The organism is Pedobacter ginsengiterrae (assembly GCF_039537385.1).
GTDB classification, from domain to species: domain Bacteria; phylum Bacteroidota; class Bacteroidia; order Sphingobacteriales; family Sphingobacteriaceae; genus Pedobacter; species Pedobacter ginsengiterrae.
Genome location: NZ_BAABAK010000019.1, coordinates 18,774 through 37,506 on the forward strand (window position 1 = coordinate 18,774; position 18,733 = coordinate 37,506).

At 34.9% G+C, this 18,733-nt stretch carries 12 protein-coding genes and 1 tRNA gene; 9 read left to right on the forward strand and 4 right to left on the reverse strand.

Going from position 1 to position 18,733, the window contains the following annotated elements:
• Positions 1 to 258: 258 nt before the first annotated feature.
• From ABD692_RS17600 to ABD692_RS17610, 3 genes are all read right to left on the reverse strand, one after another.
• The gene (locus ABD692_RS17600; protein WP_344769391.1) at positions 259 to 2,166 is read right to left on the reverse strand and encodes an ABC-F family ATP-binding cassette domain-containing protein; all 1,908 of its coding nucleotides are present in this window, start codon (positions 2,164 to 2,166) and stop codon (positions 259 to 261) included.
• A 258-nt stretch (positions 2,167 to 2,424) separates the two neighbouring features.
• Positions 2,425 to 3,621: a hypothetical protein gene (locus ABD692_RS17605; RefSeq protein WP_344769075.1), complete on the reverse strand. Its 1,197-nt coding sequence runs from the start codon at positions 3,619 to 3,621 to the stop codon at positions 2,425 to 2,427.
• Entirely contained in the window at positions 3,621 to 4,259 is a 639-nt protein-coding gene (locus tag ABD692_RS17610) for an RNA polymerase sigma factor (RefSeq protein ID WP_344769077.1), read from the reverse strand. Before ABD692_RS17610 ends, ABD692_RS17605 begins: the two co-directional genes overlap by 1 nt.
• A gap of 144 nt (positions 4,260 to 4,403) precedes the next feature.
• Here ABD692_RS17610 and ABD692_RS17615 point away from each other — a divergent pair, with 144 nt between their 5' ends.
• The 4 genes from ABD692_RS17615 (at position 4,404) to ABD692_RS17630 (ending at position 7,362) form a co-directional block, all read left to right on the forward strand.
• Positions 4,404 to 5,252, forward strand: a complete 849-nt coding sequence (locus ABD692_RS17615) for a hypothetical protein (RefSeq protein ID WP_344769079.1) — start codon at positions 4,404 to 4,406, stop codon at positions 5,250 to 5,252.
• 142 nt (positions 5,253 to 5,394) lie between these two features.
• Positions 5,395 to 5,955, forward strand: a complete 561-nt coding sequence (locus ABD692_RS17620; protein ID WP_344769081.1) for a YceI family protein — start codon at positions 5,395 to 5,397, stop codon at positions 5,953 to 5,955.
• Between the two features lie 4 nt (positions 5,956 to 5,959).
• On the forward strand, positions 5,960 to 6,898 hold the full coding sequence (locus ABD692_RS17625; RefSeq protein WP_344769083.1) for a DUF5777 family beta-barrel protein: 939 nt from the start codon (positions 5,960 to 5,962) through the stop codon (positions 6,896 to 6,898).
• A gap of 11 nt (positions 6,899 to 6,909) precedes the next feature.
• On the forward strand, positions 6,910 to 7,362 hold the full coding sequence (locus ABD692_RS17630) for a QcrA and Rieske domain-containing protein (protein ID WP_344769085.1): 453 nt from the start codon (positions 6,910 to 6,912) through the stop codon (positions 7,360 to 7,362).
• 447 nt (positions 7,363 to 7,809) lie between these two features.
• Here ABD692_RS17630 and ABD692_RS17635 read toward each other — a convergent pair.
• Positions 7,810 to 7,883, reverse strand: a tRNA-Ile gene (locus ABD692_RS17635).
• A 308-nt stretch (positions 7,884 to 8,191) separates the two neighbouring features.
• Between ABD692_RS17635 and ABD692_RS17640 the strand changes: the two genes are divergently transcribed.
• The 5 genes from ABD692_RS17640 to ABD692_RS17660 all read left to right on the forward strand — a co-directional run bounded on the left by ABD692_RS17640 (position 8,192) and on the right by ABD692_RS17660 (position 18,718).
• On the forward strand, positions 8,192 to 9,421 hold the full coding sequence (locus ABD692_RS17640; RefSeq protein WP_344769087.1) for a Pycsar system effector family protein: 1,230 nt from the start codon (positions 8,192 to 8,194) through the stop codon (positions 9,419 to 9,421).
• A complete protein-coding gene (gene ppk1 / locus ABD692_RS17645) occupies positions 9,421 to 11,463 on the forward strand; it encodes a polyphosphate kinase 1 (protein ID WP_344769089.1) in 2,043 nt (680 codons plus the stop codon). The genes ABD692_RS17640 and ppk1 overlap by 1 nt, the downstream gene beginning before the upstream one ends.
• A 10-nt stretch (positions 11,464 to 11,473) precedes the next feature.
• Entirely contained in the window at positions 11,474 to 12,385 is a 912-nt protein-coding gene (locus tag ABD692_RS17650) for an SdiA-regulated domain-containing protein (RefSeq protein WP_344769091.1), read from the forward strand.
• Between the two features lie 141 nt (positions 12,386 to 12,526).
• Positions 12,527 to 16,132 carry a BamA/TamA family outer membrane protein gene (locus ABD692_RS17655; protein ID WP_344769093.1) on the forward strand — a complete coding sequence of 1,202 codons (3,606 nt, stop codon included), beginning with the start codon at positions 12,527 to 12,529 and terminating at the stop codon, positions 16,130 to 16,132.
• A 192-nt stretch (positions 16,133 to 16,324) separates the two neighbouring features.
• Positions 16,325 to 18,718, forward strand: coding sequence for a GAF domain-containing protein (locus tag ABD692_RS17660; protein ID WP_344769094.1), 2,394 nt, complete (start codon positions 16,325 to 16,327; stop codon positions 18,716 to 18,718).
• Positions 18,719 to 18,733: the final 15 nt, after the last annotated feature.

Here is an 18,733-nt window from a genome sequence, read left to right on the forward strand (position 1 = left end):
TTAAGCAATTTTAAAAGATTTGCCTTTGAGTGCTTATTATCAGAGATAAATTTCTGCATCTTCCGTGCTTTTGTAGCCAAGAATGAACTCAAATAGTGCAACGGAAACGTAGATTACACGGGATATTATTCCTTTGTATACATTACGTATTTCATTGACAAAAAATAAATCATAAAAAAGCCGCAGAAAAAATCTGCGGCTCCAATATTCTAATATTGCCAGAGCCGAGAAAAATCGGCTTCTCCATAAAGTGATTTGTTAACCTTCCAATTCCATAATTTCAGCAGCTAAAGTTTCCCATTTAGTCTGGCTGTTATCTAAATCTTGTTTTGCGGCTAAATAACGTTTATTTGCTTCAGCTAATTTATCGGCCTTCGAGTAAACATTTTCATCGGCCAATTCTGTTTCGATATTTTTAACCGAGGTTTCCAAATCAGAGATTAAAGTTTCTACCTTTTTTAATTCATCATTCAGCTTTTTTAACTGACTGGCTGTATTAGGCGCAACAACTTTCGGTTGTTCTTTTGCTTTTTCTGGTATTTTTATCGGGATGGGCTTTGCAATCGGAATCTCACGTTTGCTATTCCATTCCTCATATTCTTCGTAAGTACCAGGATATTGTTTAATTTTTTCGCCTTCGATAAACCAGATTTTGTTGGCTACATTATCCAAGAAATACCTATCGTGAGATACTGCAATAAATGTACCTTCAAACTGCTCTAAAGCCTGAATCAAAATGTTAACCGATTGAATATCCAAGTGGTTGGTCGGCTCATCCAGAATCAGGAAGTTTGAATCGGTAGTTAACGATTTCGCTAAAGCCACACGAGATTTTTCGCCACCAGAAAGCACTTTAATTTTCTTGAAAACATCATCGCCCGTGAACAGGAAACAACCTAAAATACTACGAAGTTCGGTATCGCTATGTTTAGGTGCAAAAGCCTGTAATTCTTCTAAAATAGAATTCTCCAGATGCAACGATTCTAACTGGTGCTGTGCAAAGAAAGTGGTGGTTACATTATGACCCGTTTCGCAGAAACCATCAAATTTTTCGGTACCAGCAATCATTCTTAACAAAGTAGATTTACCTTTACCATTGGCTCCAATTAAAGCAATTTTATCGCCTTTTTCGATTACCGCTTCGGCATCTTCCAAAATGTGAACATTCGGATAATGTTTAGTTGCGTGCTCAATACGAACAACGTGACGGCCAGATGGCTTAGTAAATTTAAAACTGAAGTTTACCGTCGGGTTATCATCATCAACATCGTCGATTCGCTCCATTTTATCTAAAGCTTTCATACGTGATTGCGCCATTTTTGCTTTAGATGCTTTAGCCTTAAATCGCTCGATTAAACGTTCTTCCTGTTTAATTTTAGCTTGCTGGTTTTTAAATTCACCTTTTTGGATTTCGCCACGTAAAGCTTTTTCTTCTACATAAAAACTGTAGTTACCTGCGTAAACCGTTAATTTACCTTTACGGGATTCAACTGTACGGTTAACAATTTTATCTAAGAAATACCTATCGTGAGATACAATTACAATGGCACCTTCAAAACTCGCCAAATAGTTTTCCAACCATTTAATCGAAGGTAAATCCATGTGGTTGGTCGGCTCATCAAGTAATAAAATATCAGGATCTTGTAAAAGGATTTTTGCCAGCATTACACGCATTCGCCAACCTCCCGAAAAAGTATTTAAAGGGCGGTGTTGATCTGCAGTGCTGAAACCTAAACCTGCTAAAATTTCATTCGCTCTGTATTCGATGTTGTAACCATCCAAAGCCTCAAATTCTTGCTGTTTATCACTCAGTTTATATAAAACCTCTTCACTATAATCCGTTTCGATTTTTTTAAGCAGTTCTTCTATTTCATCATGTAGTTGATTTTGGCGTTCAAAAGCCTCCATTGCTACATGCAAAATGCTATGGTGCGAATCGTAGGAAAGTAAATCCTGGTTTAAGTAACCAATTTTCAAGTCTTTAGACATGGAAACCGTACCCGAACTTGGTGCGTATTCGCCTACAATTATTTTTAATAGTGTGGATTTTCCTGTTCCATTGGCGCCAATTAAACCTGCTCTATCTCCAGGTTTAATGTGCCAGTTTGCCTCATCGTATAAGGCTCTCGAGCCAATCAGGAATGTTAAATTATTTATTGAAATCATTTCGGCTGCAAAAGTACGCATTTTAAGGGCTTTTTTCTGCTCGAAATTCAAATAGACTGGAAGGTTAGTTTCTTTACTTATCCGAGGAGGATTACAAAAGGAATGCAGGGGTGAATTATATTGTACAGATTAACGCACTACAAATATTATTGCTTGATGAAACTGAAATCAAGTAGAGTTTCCGAATTGTAGTTCATCTGAGCCAATCACTGAATAAATAGTCCTTCATAATCACCATTCGGGATGTTTTAAATTTTATTATTTTGGCATTGATGTGTTTTCTTTCTTCGAAAATAGATTAGTCATATTTACAGAAACTGCAACACCTGTTGATGACAACCTAGAATTTCCGTAGCCAATATTTGTTAATGGAATTTTAGCAAATGGCGTAATACCCAAGCTCAGTCTGCTATTTATTTTACGCTGAAAAGTTACCCCGATGTTTGCAATGCCTAAATAATGTTGGTTCTCATTTTTGACTTCGTATGATTGTGGCCATTTTGAGTTTGGAGTTTCATAAGAATAGTAATAATCTTCCTTGAGCATTAAATAAGTCGATAATCCTGTGGTTAATATCAGAGCGTTTCGGTTATTTCCTAAAATTTTATAGTTTACATTTAATGGTATATCCAGTACATCGCAATTGGCATGGATATTTAAGGGTTGGTTTTTAAATACATAATTAGATTTCGGGTTATATAAGCTAAAATCAGAATCATATATTTTTTTGGCATAAGCTGCACCCGTAGTAATACTTAGTCTTTTGGTAAGCATTAAGGTTGCTTCAATACCGATACCGCCACTTAAACTGCTTCTTCCCGATTTTTGAATACCTGTTAAATCTGGAGCTGCAATAATTGCCAATACAAATCCAGGTTTGGTTTTAGTGGTTTTGATAACGCTGTTATTCGCTTTTTGTAAAGCTAAATTTGTATTGATAGCTTGTTTTGAAAAAGTAATTGAACTTTTACGATCTTCAAATTCAATACTTGATTTGAGTAAAACAGGTAATATATTATTCTGGGCAATACTTTGGATTAGATTTTCCTTTGGAAGCATATTAATACTTTTGGTAGTACGTTTATAATCAGTTTTTTTAGTCTGTGCGCTTAAACTGATTTTATCATCCGTTATTACAATTGGTTTAGGCAATTCATTACTTTTTTCAGCTTTAGAATCAGTATTTACAGGTGTGCTTTTTTGATTGTATTTGCTTTTTTGTTTAACGATAGCAGGCACAGATAATCTATTATTTTTACCTGGCAATAGAAAAATAACTATTAACGTAGCTGCAATTCCAGCTGCGGTTGACCACCAAAAAAACGGCACTATTCTGCGTTTTGGCTTAGGATGCAATTGTTTATCTAACTCCTCCCAGTCAAGTTCATTAAAAGGAATATCGGGTTTCCCTAAACCATCCTTAAATAACTTATCTATATCATTATGCGCTTTCATTACATATTTGTGTTTAATCTAACCTGAACAAAATTTTTATGATCGTCTGCAGGCAGAATTTTATAACTTTTTTCTTCCAAGGCTTTTATCATTTCCTGTAATTTTAATCTGGCCTTAAAAAGATTTGATTTTGATGTTCCTATAGAAATATTTAGTAATTCGGAGATTTCTTCGTGACTATTTCCATCTATGGCAAAAAGGTTAAAAACCGTTCGGTAAGCTGGACTTAAATTCTGTACCAGATTTATTAAGTCTTCGTAAGCGAGTTTTTCATAAACCATTGTAACTTGTGCGGGGCCTTCAATATCATCGATATCCATATGGCCTGCAAACTTCAGGTTACTTCGGTAAAAATCAATGGCGGTATTAGTCACAATTCTGCCAAGCCAAGGCAGAAATGCTTTGGATGATTCGTATTTCGAAATGTTTTTAAATGCTTTAAAAAAGCTATCGTTTAATATCCCTGCAGCATCCAACCTATTATTTGCATAACGCAAACAAATACCCATAGCAAAGCTATAGAAATGTTTATATAGTGCTTTTTGACTATTTCTATCATTTCTACGGCAGCCTTCGATATACTCTTTTATAAGATGTTCACTATCGCGATTAGTGGTCACAGATTCTCCTTTCAGCATACATTACGATAGCCACAGGCGAAAGGTTGCCTGCATAATAATATTTTTTTAATAGAGAAAAAACTTCGCAATAGGGAGCAACCATTTTCATTTAAGGTGCGTAATGATGACAAATAAAGATACTAAAACCTAAAACAAAATCTTATGATAAGCTACCTAAAAAAATATCTGATTGTTACGACTTGCCTGGCCATGATATTAATTACTTCGTGTAAAAAATCAGTAATTGATGAGCCTCTTGTCGAAAAGAAAGGAATTCAACTTTTTACCAATGCTCAGTTCGGATCATTACTTACGGATAAAGAAGGGAAAACACTTTACTTTTTTGCAAACGATGTTAACGGAACCGCAAATTGCACGGGAGGATGCGAAGCGGTTTGGCCCTTGTATTATTCGGCAGATGCAAGTACCGATTTGAATTTAGATAAGTCGCAAGTGAGTGAAATTACTCGGGCCGATGGTAAAAAGCAGAGCACTTACAAAGGTTATCCACTCTATTATTATGCGAGTGATGTCGCATCGGGTGATACGAAGGGTGATGGGGTAGGCGGCATTTGGTTTGTAGCCAAACCCGATTATTCTTTGATGCTTGCTAATGCCCAGTTAATTGGTTCAAATGGCAAATCGTACACTTCTTTGTATGTAGAAGGAACTGGCAATACAAAGTATTTTACTGATGCTGCTGGCAGAACTCTTTATTCATTTTCCCCTGATAAAAACAATAAAAACACATTTACTAAAGCAGATTTGAGTAATAATAGCATTTGGCCAGTTTACGAAATCGATACTAAGGTTTTACCATCGGTAATTACAAAAGATTTGATCAGCGTTATTGATGTGTTTGGCAAGAAACAAATGACTTATAAAGGCTGGCCACTTTATTATTTTTCTCAGGATGCAAAGCGGGGAGATAATAAGGGTGTAAGTATTGGAGCTGTGCCAGGATTTTGGCCTGTACTAACTCCAACATCTTTAATCGCTCCATTGCCTTAAAAATATGGGGGTTAGGTAAGTGTGGTTTGGTCGATCGGCATTGCTGATCGACCTCATTATTCAGCGTTGCGTATAACAAAAGCGGATAGCTATGAAAAATCTAATCCTATATCATTTAACTAACTAAACTAATTTCTTAAACATGAAAGCTAAAAATACAGTAATGGCAATCTTATTGGTCGTGTTTTTTTTAATGCGATGCATAGCGGCCAATGCCCAGAATTTTGTTTCGGCGAATGTTAAAACCTCGTTTTTTTCTTCAACACCAATCGAAGATATTAAAGCCTCGAGCGATAAAACTTCTGCTGTTTTGATTTCGAAAAGTGGTGAATTTGCATTTCAGGTGCCCATCAAAAGCTTTGAGTTTGAAAAGAAACTTATGCAGGAGCATTTTAATGAAAACTACATGGAAAGTGATCAATATCCTGTGGCAGCATTTAAAGGGACGATATCTCCCAATATCGATTGGACTAAAAATGCTGAATATGCGGTAACAGCAAAAGGCACACTTACTGTACATGGTGTAAGCAAACCGCGAACTATTTTAGCGAAGATTCTAATTAAAGATGGCTCTGCAACCATTTCATCTGCCTTCGATGTAGCCTGCGTTGATCATAATATCAAAATACCAACTTTAGTTTTTACTAAAATCGCCAAGATCATCAGTGTAAAAGTAAGCGGAAACCTAAATCCTAAACCCTAAATATATGTTACGAACTTTTACTTTAATAAGCTTTGTTTGTCTTTTAGCAACAAACATTTATGCGCAATCAGCAGATTCATTATTAAAATCGGTAACTGATAGCAACGCATTCAAAATTCAGAACCCAGCCTTTAAATCTACAAGGATTGTGTTATCACATTCTACCGAAACTCAAAAAAAGCATGATCTGGATATGCGTATTCGTCATCATTTTGGAGATATTGGAGGTGAATTTGGAAGTGCACACACGCTTTATGGTTTAGATGTTGCCACCGATTTGTTTATCGGCTTCGATTACGGTATTACCGATAAATTAACGGTGAGTATTGGGCGAAGTAAGCATGATGAACTTTATAATGGCTTTCTTAAGTATAAATTATTTGAGCAAAATGGAGGCAGTAGCCATAGCTTTCCATTAAATGTTACCCTGTTAGCACAAATGGGCTGGATAGCCAGAGCGCCCTTTACAACAAATGAATTCTCTAATTATGGCAATCGTTTTTCCTACTTTCTTCAACCCATCATTTCAAGAAAAATTACACAACGAATTTCATTACAAGTGGCGCCAGCTGTTCTCCTTAGAAAAAACACAACAGAAGCCAGGGATCCTGAAAATCTTTTTAGTATAGGTTTTGCAGGGCGTTTAAAACTAACGAAACGCCTATCATTTATTGCAGATTATACGTTGGTAAACGGTTTAAATCGACCAACTAATTTAGCTCAACAGTTTTATAACCCTTTGGGAGTTGGACTGGAAATTGAAACTGGCGGGCATGTTTTCTCTCTTAATTTCATGAATTCGGAATATATTTCGGAGAACAGCTTTGTTCCCGATACCCAAAAATCGTGGCGTAAAGGCGGGGTTCGCTTTGGCTTTACCATTTCCAGAAACTTCACATTATTTAAATCGAAGGATAAAAATATTCAATCTAAAATTTACTAACAAAACAAATTATGGAACGTAATGAATTTCTTAAATCTTTGGGGCTAGGCGTAGCGCTGGCTTGTACAGGTAGTTGTTTCTCATCTTGCGGAAAAAAAAGTGATGCACCAGGACCGACAAACCCAGGTGGCGGCACAACACCGCCAGGTTCTACTGTAAGTGTTGATTTAAATAGTCAGTTGCTTGCAATTGGTTCTTCTTTAGTACTCAGTGGAATTTTATTTATTCGTACTGCGAGCGGAAATGCAACCACTTCCTTTGCAGCTACGCAAGCTACATGCCCACATCAAGGCGGCTCGCTAGGTTTTATACAAGCTAACAATTACATTCAATGCAGCTTGCATAGTTCGAGATACACAACTACAGGAAGCATTTTAGCACAACCAAATGACGGCGGAACAACGAGTGCATTGAAAGTTTATCCATTAACCATTTCTGGAACTACACTTACTGCAACGGCTTAATTGAGTAATAATCGCCAAAAATTATTAAAAATGCCTTAGGCGATTATTTGATTAACACCGATCCGAAATTTAAGTGGGTTGAGCTCAATCTCGCACTTTACACTATAAGGAGCTACAGCAATGTGGCTCTTTTATTATAATTGATTTCCAAGCGGGAGCATTTGATGATTAAAAACAGAAAGTTATTTTTTTGCCTGATTGACAATATTTTTATCATCAGCTGAAATAAAAAAACTAATCCAATAAAAGCTATTGTATTTAACTGTGATGAAAAAGGAAAAGAAGATAAGCTGTATTGTCTTAAAGGAATTACAGGCATTGAAATAGGTGCATTTGTAAAGCCTAGCCATCTTAAAAAACTAAAATCAGAATTACGTATAACCTTTAGTTGATCTATAACCAGCATTTAGCGCATAAAAAAACCCTCCAGTTTTCACTGAAGGGTTGTGGGCCCAGCTGGGCTCGAACCAGCGACCAAAAGATTATGAGTCTTCTACTCTAACCAACTGAGCTATAGGCCCTGAAAAAACATTTGTTTTTTGCGAGTGCAATGTTACAAAATTGCATTCAAATTCGGAAAAAGTTTTTCATTAAAATTTCAAATAAATTGTTTCCAATTCATTTTCAGTTATTTGACGATTTTTAAAAACAAAAACCCAATTCGTACATTATAAATAACATTAATAATGAATAAACAGAATTTAATTAGTTATCGCTAGCGTGAATCATTTTATGAAAATTAATGTAATTTTATAACAATAAACGCAATCAGCTTGTTTTTTATCTGGAAAATATTTCCAAATTAGATTTATATTTTAGCAACACCCCCATGGATTATAAGCAACTACAAATTGATGTAGAAAAGCATGTTAACGATTATTTTAACACTCATCACGATTCAAGGCTGGTTTACCACAACTTTCAGCATACTAATGATGTTGTAAAAGCCGCACAAGAAATAGCCAATCATTATCAATTAAATAACGAAGATTTCTTTGTGGTAACTGTTGCAGCCTGGTTTCACGATACAGGTTATTTTGTAGATGTATTCCATCACGAAATAAAGGGTGCTGAAATGGCTAGTGATTATTTAAAAAGCCTCGGTGTTGACGAAACCATCAGGGAAAAAGTTTCCAACGCCATTTTAAGTACCAAAATTCCTCAAAAGCCCAAAAATTTATTAGAAAACATCCTCTGTGATGCAGATCTTTTTCATCTTGGAACTACCGATTTTAGGGAAAAAGGCAAATTAATGCACAAAGAGGCTGAGTTAATTTACAATAAAGACATCAGTAAAAACGATTGGCGGATTAATGATATTCAGTTTTTAGAATCTCAGCATTACCATACCGATTATGCTCAGCTATTGCTTAACGATCAAAAATCGAAAAATATTGAAAAGATAAAAAGTAAGTTATCGAAAAATGATGAGCAGATTAACTTTGTTAAGCCCGCTTTACATACTAATTTATCGCAGGAGGTAGAAAATACTAAACGTAAAAAAGACAAAAAAGGTAAAGACGATAAACCTGATAAGGGAATTGAAACCATGTTTAGGATTACTTCGGCAAATAACCAGCGATTAAGCGATATGGCTGATAATAAGGCGCATATATTGATAACTGTTAATTCCATCATGCTATCCTTAATTGTGAGTTTACTTTTAAGAAGACTGGAAGATCATGGAAATTTAATCATCCCGACTTTTATTTTATTGATGGTTAGTTTAACCTGTGTGGTGGTATCAATTTTATCAACTCGTCCATCCATCCCGCAAGGAATTTTTACGCCAGAAGATATGGATAACAAAAAGGTAAATCTGTTGTTTTTTGGCAATTTTTATAAAATGTCGTTACCAGCATATACAGATGGTATGCTAAAGGTAATGAACGATAAAGACTTTTTATACGGCACCTTAATTACTGATGTGTACTCACAAGGTGTGGTTTTAGGTCGAAAGTATAAATTAATTAGGTTGGCTTATAATATCTTTATGTTCGGTCTTATTGCTGCGGTTTTAGCATTTGTTGTTGCTTATGCAGCTTACGGTAAACTTTAATGGAAGAATTAGTAGAAACCAGGCTGTTTAACAGAGATTTAAGCTGGCTTAAATTTAACGAGCGCATTTTAATGGAAGCCGAAAGGGAAGCTGTTCCGCTTTTAGAACGCATTAAATTTTTATCTATATTTTCTTCCAATCTGGATGAGTTTTATCGGGTAAGGATGCCTGTTCTTTTGGCTCTTGAGAAACTGAGCGGTAAAACAGATAACGATATTCATATTGAAGCGGATTTATTAAACAGCGCAAACAATTTAATTTCCGATCAGCAGCAGCGTTATGGAAAGGCTTTAAAACAACATATTATTCCGCATTTAAAAGAAAATAACATCCACTTGCTTTATGGTGATGTTTTTCCTGATGAAATTAAACAACAGATAAACAGATATTTTTTAAGTCAGGTTTTGGCTTTTATGCAACCTGTTTATGTTGAAGAAAACACAGATTTCTTTCCGTCGAATAATGAGCTTTATTTCCTAATTACTTTAAAGCAAGATAAAATCGAAAAAACGGTTATTCTGAATATTCCTTCGAACGAGTTACCCAGGTTTTATAAAATTGAGCACGAAGACAAAGTATTTATAGTTTTTCTGGATGATATTGTGCGTTTTAATCTCGATTCTGTTTTTAAGAATGAGGAAATTACAGGCTGCTTTAGTTTTAAAATTACCCGTGATGCAGAAATTGATTTAAAGGATGAATATTCTGGAAATTTATCAGATCAGTTAGAAGCACAGCTTTTAAAACGCGATTCGGGCCTGGCTACAAGATTTCTTCATCAACCAGGCATTCCAGAAAACGTTTTAGCTCTATTGAAAAAACTTTTTAGTCTTAAAAAGGCCAATATGGTCGAAGGTGGACAATACCATAATCTTAAAGATTTGATGAGTTTCCCTGTCAATAAACCAGGGCTGTCCAATCAATCGTGGCCAAAAATATGTAATACTGATGTTGTTAATGGCACCTTAACGCAAGCCATCGAGAAAAATGATATCATTATTCATACACCTTATCAAAGTTACGATAGTGTATTAAGATTTTTTAATGAGGCGGCAATTGATCCAGATGTTAAGGAAATTTACCTGACAATTTACCGTGTCGCCAGCGATTCTAAAATTATTAATGCATTAATCAGCGCTGCAAAAAATGGTAAAAAAGTGTTTGTTTTAGTAGAGTTAAAGGCAAGGTTCGACGAGGCAAACAATATTAAGTGGGCCAAGAAAATGAAGGAAAAAGGGGTGGAAATTGTTTATAGTGTTACCGCCTTAAAAGTTCATGCTAAAGTTGCTTTGGTAAAAAGAAAAATTGGCGATAGAACAACCTATACTGGTTTACTTGCAACTGGGAACTTTAACGAAAGTACGGCGGCTTTTTATACCGATCATATTTTAATGACAGCTAACAAAGCCATTTTGCGAGAAATAGAGTTATTATTTATTTTTCTGGCTAAAAGAGTAAAACCATCATCGCCCGATTTAATAAAGTTTGAACATATCCTGGTTGCTCAATTTAATTTACAAACCAAATTTCTGGCGCTTATCGATCGCGAAATTGAGTATGCAAAGGCAGGGCGAGAAGCTTCAATTACAATTAAACTTAATAATCTCGAAGAGAAAATTTTAATAGATAAACTTTATCAAGCATCGCAGGCAGGCGTAAAAATTACCATGCTTGTGCGTAGTATTTGTCGCTTAATTACTGGTGTTGATGGAATGAGTAAAAATATTAAAATTATCAGAATTGTGGATCGATATTTAGAACACGGCCGTGTTTTTATATTTCATAATTTGGGTAAGCAGGATGTGTACTTAGGTTCTGCCGATTGGATGAACCGAAATATTTATAGAAGGATAGAGGTTTGCTTTCCAATTTATGATGAGAAAATAAAGACAGAGATTTTGGAGATAATTAATATTCAATTACGCGATAACCTACAAGCTGTGCGTATTGATGAAAATATGAATAATGTTCCTGTTGAAAAGGATGGAACACTTATTGCATCACAGCACGCTATATACGAATTTTTAAAAAATCAATCTTAATTTTTATCCGATGAGAAACTTAAAAAAACAAATATCTTCTGCACTTATAATTCTAGTTATGGCGTTTTTCTTCATTTCATGTGTTAACGAAAAACATGATGAAGCAAAATCTGAAACAGAAACAGACAAAGGGGCAGCGGTCGAAAAAACAAGTTTACCCTACGATTTAGAAAATCCAGTAAAGTACAATATGCCTCATAATCTGTTCGAAATTTCTGGAATTGTGTTTCATAATGGGAATCCAAAACAAGTTTTTGCAATCCAAGATGAGGATGGAGATTTGTTTTATCTTGGCTTAAATGACAAAGAATCTAAATTTACCAAGTTTGGCGGTAAAGGAGATTATGAAGATTTAACAATAATCAAGGAACAGATTATCGTTCTTAAAAGTAATGGCGAATTGCATATGTTTCCAATGTCGGAACTAAATAAAGCTGAAGCTCTTAATGTGGTTAAACTAAAAGGTATGGTACCGAAAGCTGAATATGAAGGACTGGCCGCCGACGAAAAAGCTGGCAAAGTTTATATATTAACAAAAGGCAGCAAAGCTGATGAACAGAATAAAGCAACAAGTATTTATGCATTCGATTTTGCGGCTGATAACACATTAAAACCAGCAGGTACTTTTAATCTGGCTTTTAAAGAAATTGAAGCATTAAGTGGAGAGAAAAAAGTGAAATTTAAGCCTTCTGCTTTAGCCAAAAATCAACGCACAAATGAGTGGTACATTCTGTCTTCAGTTAATAAATTATTGGTTGTTGCTGATGAAAATTTCAAAATTAAAGCAGCATATCCGCTAAAAGGTGGTAATTTTAATCAACCAGAGGGAATCGCTTTTGATAAGGATAACAACCTTTACATATCAAACGAAGGTGGGACTTTAGCTGCAGGTAATATTTTGCAGTTTAAACTTAAAAATTAATGATTAACGTTTTATTAAACGTAAATTTTATCGTGTTGAGTTAGTAGGGAATTTTTTAAGTTTTTTACGAACTCAATACGACTTTTGAATATATAATACCTTTTAACAATTTCAGTTTGGAAACCGTTTTAAACCAACACTATGACTAAAAATTTTACGCTATCAATTTTTTTTACACTGATAAGTTTTGCAGCTTTTGCTCAAAATGATGTAAAGTATCGTGTCATTTTGTTTGGCGATGCGGGAGAAATGAATCCAGGGCAAATGCAGGATTTAAAAAATGCAGCAAAGCAAATTATTCCTAAAAAAACTACTGTAGTTTACCTTGGTGATAATATTTATCCAACAGGAATGGGATTACCAGGCAGCCTCGAAGAGGAAGAAACTAAAAAGATATTGCAATCTCAGTTCGCACCTATGCGTGAAAAAGGAGCTGCTGTATATTTTGTTCCAGGCAACCACGACTGGGATAAATCAGGTCCGAAAGGTTTGGCCAAAATAAAAGCTCAGGATGATTATTTAAAAGCACAAAACGATCCTTTGTTAAAGCTTATTCCTGAAAATGGTTGTCCTGATCCTGTTGTAATAAACCTTACCGATAAATTAACCATAATTGCATATGATAGCGAATGGTGGTTATTTCCCTACAATAAATCGAATCCAAACGGAGAATGCGAATGCCGTACTAAGGATGAGGTATTAGTGAAAATGGAAGATTTGCTAGAGAAAAATAAGAATAAGATTATTCTGTTAGCTTCTCATCATCCTTTTCAAAGTTATGGGCCACATGGTGGTTATTTCAATTTAAGGAACCACTTTTTTCCGTTAACCTCGTTAAATAAGAATTTATACATCCCCATGCCTGTTTTGGGTTCTGTTTATCCGTTTTTACGTTCTACTTTATTAAGCCCCGAAGATTTAAATCATCCTGCCTATAAAGATATGATTAAGTCGGTTAATGGTGTTTTTGGCGATTATCCAAACGTTACATACGTGGCTGGTCATGAACATGGTTTACAGCTTATCAAAGGTAAGCAGTTACAGATTATTAGTGGCTCGGGCTCTAAGATATCGCCAAATAAAAAGGGTAAAACCTCTTTGTTTCACGAAATGGAGCAAGGTTACGTAGTTGCGGATCAGTTAATGAATAACGATATGCGTTACGAATATTATGTTTATGCCGATACAGGTGTTAAACGGGTTTACAGTTATACCAAGAAGTTTGAAACTATAAGCCAAAAAATTAAGGCTCGTGATAAGGTTATTACTGCAGATAGCATTATGGTGAGTGTAAAACCAGAATACGATAGTGTTGGACGTTTCCACAGATATGTTTTTGGCGAAAATTACCGTAAGGAGTATGCCGAAAAAACAAAAGTTCCAGTGCTTAGAATTTCTGAAATTGCTGGCGGATTAAAAGCAACTCAGCGTGGTGGTGGTAATCAATCGAGATCGTTAAGGTTAGAAGATAAAAACGGCAAAGAATACGCTTTACGAAGTGTAGAGAAATTTCCAGAGGTTTTATTGCCTGCCGCCTTAAGAGAAACTTTTGCAAAAGATATTATTAAAGATAATATGAGTGCACAGCATCCGTTTTCGGCTCTTGTTGTACCCGAATTGGCTAAAGCCGCAGGAATTGCACATAGTAATCCGATAATTGGCTGGGTTTCTCCTGATGATAATTTGGGTGAATATGAATCTGCCTTTGCTAATACTTTATGCCTTTTGGAGGAGCGTGAGCCCGTGGGCGAGTCGGACAGTTCTCCGAAGATGGATAAAAAATTAACCGATGATAACGACAATACTTTAGATGGACCTGCCTGGGTTAAGGCAAGAGCATTGGATGTTTTACTTGGCGATTGGGACAGGCATGAAGATCAATGGCGTTGGAAAGAAACTAAAAAGGATGGAGGTTCGCACTATACACCAGTACCAAGAGATCGGGATCAAGTGTTTTTCCGATCAGATGGTGCCTTACAACGCTACACACAGTCGTCTTCATTATTGCCGATGATGCAAGGTTACGAACGAAAAATTAAGGATATTAATTGGTTTTTGTGGGAGGGAAGAGAGATTAGCAGTCGTTGGACAGCAAATATTGGGGAAGAAGAATGGGATAAGATTGTAGCAGATTTTTGTTCTAAGTATAATGATGATGTTTTTGAAAAGGCATTACGTAAACTTCCTGAGCCCAGTTATTCTTTACATCATGATGCCTTGCTTGCTCAAATGCGCTCGAGAATTGAAGAATTACCAAAGTTGATGAATGATTATTATCATTTCTTTAATCGTATTGTAGATATTGAGGTAACCAATAAAAATGAGTTAATTCAGATAACAGATGCATCGGATAAGGGTTTAAAAGTTAAAATCAATAAAATTTCGAAGGAAGGGAATATTAAAGAAACACTTTTTAACCGAACTTTCGATCCGAAAGTAACCAAGGAGCTTAGGGTTTATATGCACAATGGTAACGATAGCTTAATATTGGATAACAAAAATTCGAATATTAAAATCAGAATAATCGGTGGTAAAGGTGAAAAGGTTTACGATTTTGCAAATAGTAACGGCTTGGTAAAGCTTTACGGTAGAACTGATAAAGCAACTTACAATGGAGAAGACGCTAATAAAATCAGGAAAATTATTTCTAACGATACCTCAAACTTTAGCTATATTCCAAAAGATATGTATCGCAGAAGTTCGTGGCTGTTAAATGCAGGCTATAATAACGACGATGGGATATTACTTGGCTTAATTTATAAGCAAACCAATCCTGGTTTTAGAAAACAACCTTACGGTAATTCGCAGACTGTTTCATTCTTGCATTCGTTTTCTTCAAAAGCATTTAGATTTAATTATAAGGGCGAATGGCTTAAGGCTTTAGGAAAGGCAGATTTTACAATCAAGGCTGATGCTTTTGCACCCAATAACACTCAAAATTTCTTTGGAGTAGGCAATGAAACCGCTTTCGATGAGCATGGTGACGACATTAGGTATTATAGAGCTAGATTCAATTTGTATCAGGTAGATGCGGCTTTAAGATGGCGCAGACCTAAATCTACTTTGAGTATTGGTCCTTCAATTCAGTATTATAAATATAATCAGGAAGATAATGACGGTCGTTTTATTACTCAAACGGCGCAATTACATTCTTATGATAGCTTAACCATCCGCAATGAAAAGATGTATGCTGGTGCTTTTGTAAACTTTGTTAATAATACCCGCGATAACGACTTGTTGCCAACTTTAGGTAGCTATGTTGATTTTAAACTTACGGGTTATAAAGGGATAAATAAATATTCAAACTCATTCGGTCAGTTTACGGCAAGTATTGCCTTGTACAAAAACTTAGATGGTAGAAAAGCATTTATACTGGCCGATCGTTTTGGTGGAGGTGTAACGCTTGGTAAACCAGCTTTCTATCAATCGCAATTTCTTGGAGGTCAGGGTAATTTACTTGGTTACCGTCAGTTCAGGTTTGCAGGCGATCATAGTTTTTATAACAATTTAGAATTAAGGGCAAAGCTAGGCGATTTGGTTAGCTATGTGCTTCCTGGGCAAGTTGGTTTACTTGGTTTTTACGATGTTGGTCGTGTTTGGAGCAATAACGATTCTTCAAACGCGTGGCATCACGGTGTTGGTGGTGGCGTTTATTTTGCGCCAGCATCTTTAACAGTTGTTCGTTTTGTAATGGGCCATTCTACTGATGGATGGTACCCTTACGTATCGTTAAATTTTAGATATTAGAATAAAGAGGAGTAAGAAAGTTGAGCTTTTTAAAACTAAAATGAGTTTTTGAGCGTATTTTAATATAATGATTGTAAAAATAGTATTACGTTTAGCAGACTATTTATCATATTTACTGTTTGTACTTTTGTAGCTAATAAATTATATTTTTTAGTTACCATTAAATTTTACGTCTATAATAAACATATACTCATGAATACCAATGTAATAAAGATTCATAAAAATGAATGTATTGGTTGTCAGGTAAAATCAAACTTGTCTTTCAGACCCTTGGTCAATTATCTGAAAAACAGATTGAAAACCGAAAAAACTGTTAAATCGGAGTTTTATAGATTCTTATTGGAAAAAATCGAGAAAGAAAATGATCTGCTCGGCAATATAACCACACAAGAATTAGCAAAGCATAAAGAAACATTAGAATTAATATTCACCATTCTTACACCTTTAATGGCAAATGAGAATGAAATGTTCTGGGCCTTAAGCACCCCAGTTCCTGATGAGATTTTCTTCAGTACCAATGCATTTTATCAATTTTTCAAAGATCATGATCCTAAATCAAAAGTTAGTCAGGATAATGAACCTTCTGAAAAAAAACAAATCAAATTTATTTATAATTTAATACTGGATAGATTTTACAATTTCACTTCCGTATTAAAGAATGAGATTATTTACGCTCATGTTAATCCTGAAAATAATTTAACCTCTTATTATAATATCCAAAACGACACACAGTTTATTGATATTCAACATAAGGGTGATTTACCTGAGCTTAATTTTGAAGAATTAGCAAAACACTTTCAGGAAGGTACCGAAATGGAGTATTTATTTAAAGAGTTATCTTTAAAGAATTTCACCTTCGAAGGTTTTAGTGTAATTTCTATAACTGATGTTACTTTGCAACATGCAATTGATGGCATTAGAAATGCTTTAGTTGATCATAATTATCAAACAGAGGCTTACAACCATGTTATTCAGGCTTTAAAAACATTAAGCAGAAATGGTAATATAGAGTTTGGTTTAATGCCATTTTTAACCGTTAATAATAAACTGGTTTTTGATAATCAAGACTTTTCGCAAAGCATGCTTATCAATTCGGCAAAAGCATCAAACTTAGAAGAAGAAGTTTTTTATTCGTTGGTTGATAAATACAAAGAAGATCCTCGTCCGATTTTTGTGAGTTCGATTAATGAAGACCAAATGGCTAAAGATCCTTTTTTGAGGGTTTTAAAAGCAGCTGGCGTTTGTTCTTATTCGGTACTGCCAATTTACTATAATACACAGCTGGCAGGGGTTTTAGAAGTTTATTCAAACCAGGAAATAATTGTCGATGATAAAATCTTATCAAGATTACGTCCTGCTATGCCACTTATTGGACAGTTATTTCAATACAGTATAGAAGAATTTAATGCCAAAATGGATGCTGTTTTGATGGATAAGTTTACCGCTTTACAACCGTCGGTGCAGTGGAAATTTAATGAAGCTGTATGGCATTTTATCCAACAGAATAAAGAGAACAAAAAGCATAAGCAAATTGATACCATTACGTTTAAAAATATGTATCCATTATTTGGTGCAATTGATATTCGTAATTCTACGGTTGAGCGTAATCAGGCTTTAAAAGAAGATATGCATGTTCATTTATTGAACATTATTAAAACTTTAAAAGGTTTAAGAAAATTCGTTTACCTGGAGCTTATTGATAAATTAATTTTTAACTGTAACGACTGGATTGTTCGAATAAGCAATGTTGCTTCGAGTAATGAAGAAATGCTGTTAAACGAATTTTTAGCAGCCGAGGTTTATCCTTTCTTCTCTGTTATAAAAGTAAATCATCCAGAGGCAGCAGAAATTGTTGATGATTATTTTGCAGAAATATTACCAGAAACAGGTTTAGCTTACGAAAATAGGAGGAAACTGGAAGTTTCGATGCAACTAATCAATATGGAGGTAAGTCAGTATTTAGAAACTGCACAACAAAATCTTCAAACTTCATATCCATGCTATTTCGCCAAATTTAGAACCGATGGTGTTGAATATGATATTTACATTGGTCAGGATATTGCACCGAATAAGCCCTTCGATTTATTGTATTTAAAGAATATTCGTTTGTGGCAGTTAACGTCAATGGTCGAAATTGCTCGTTTATCTAAAAGTTTAATCGGCGAAATGCCAAGGCCTTTAGAAACCACTCAACTGGTATTTATTCATTCAAATTCGATAGATATTAGCTTTAGAAATGATGAGCGTCGTTTTGATGTTGAAGGTGCTTATAATATTAGATATGAGGTAGTAAAAAAACGAATTGATAAAGTACTTATAAAAGGAACTACCGAACGTTTAACGCAGCCTAATAAGATTGCAATGGTTTATTTTAATGCCGATGAAGCTAAAGAATATATTGAGTACATCAAATATTTGCAAGATCAAGGTTATTTAAATGATGATTTGGAGCAGTTGGATTTAGAAGAACTACAAGGTGTTTCTGGTTTGAAAGCACTAAGAGTTGGCGTTAAATATCTCAGTAAAACCAAAAAGAAAGAGTTAGCACAAGCTAAAGCTCAGGATTTAAGCATGAACTTAAATTAATTTTATAGTCTGTAA

Bases quoted from the DNA above. Each gene is read 5' to 3' on its own strand.
- ABD692_RS17615 (WP_344769079.1), top strand. From the start codon at position 4,404: ATGATAAGCTACCTAAAAAAATATCTGATTGTTACGACTTGCCTGGCC.
- ABD692_RS17600 (WP_344769391.1), bottom strand. From the start codon at position 2,166: ATGATTTCAATAAATAATTTAACATTCCTGATTGGCTCGAGAGCCTTA.
- ppk1 (WP_344769089.1), top strand. From the start codon at position 9,421: ATGGAAGAATTAGTAGAAACCAGGCTGTTTAACAGAGATTTAAGCTGG.
- ABD692_RS17605 (WP_344769075.1), bottom strand. From the start codon at position 3,621: ATGAAAGCGCATAATGATATAGATAAGTTATTTAAGGATGGTTTAGGG.
- ABD692_RS17655 (WP_344769093.1), top strand. From the start codon at position 12,527: ATGACTAAAAATTTTACGCTATCAATTTTTTTTACACTGATAAGTTTT.
- ABD692_RS17625 (WP_344769083.1), top strand. From the start codon at position 5,960: ATGTTACGAACTTTTACTTTAATAAGCTTTGTTTGTCTTTTAGCAACA.
- ABD692_RS17660 (WP_344769094.1), top strand. From the start codon at position 16,325: ATGAATACCAATGTAATAAAGATTCATAAAAATGAATGTATTGGTTGT.
- ABD692_RS17630 (WP_344769085.1), top strand. From the start codon at position 6,910: ATGGAACGTAATGAATTTCTTAAATCTTTGGGGCTAGGCGTAGCGCTG.
- ABD692_RS17650 (WP_344769091.1), top strand. From the start codon at position 11,474: ATGAGAAACTTAAAAAAACAAATATCTTCTGCACTTATAATTCTAGTT.
- ABD692_RS17640 (WP_344769087.1), top strand. From the start codon at position 8,192: ATGGATTATAAGCAACTACAAATTGATGTAGAAAAGCATGTTAACGAT.
- ABD692_RS17620 (WP_344769081.1), top strand. From the start codon at position 5,395: ATGAAAGCTAAAAATACAGTAATGGCAATCTTATTGGTCGTGTTTTTT.
- ABD692_RS17610 (WP_344769077.1), bottom strand. From the start codon at position 4,259: ATGCTGAAAGGAGAATCTGTGACCACTAATCGCGATAGTGAACATCTT.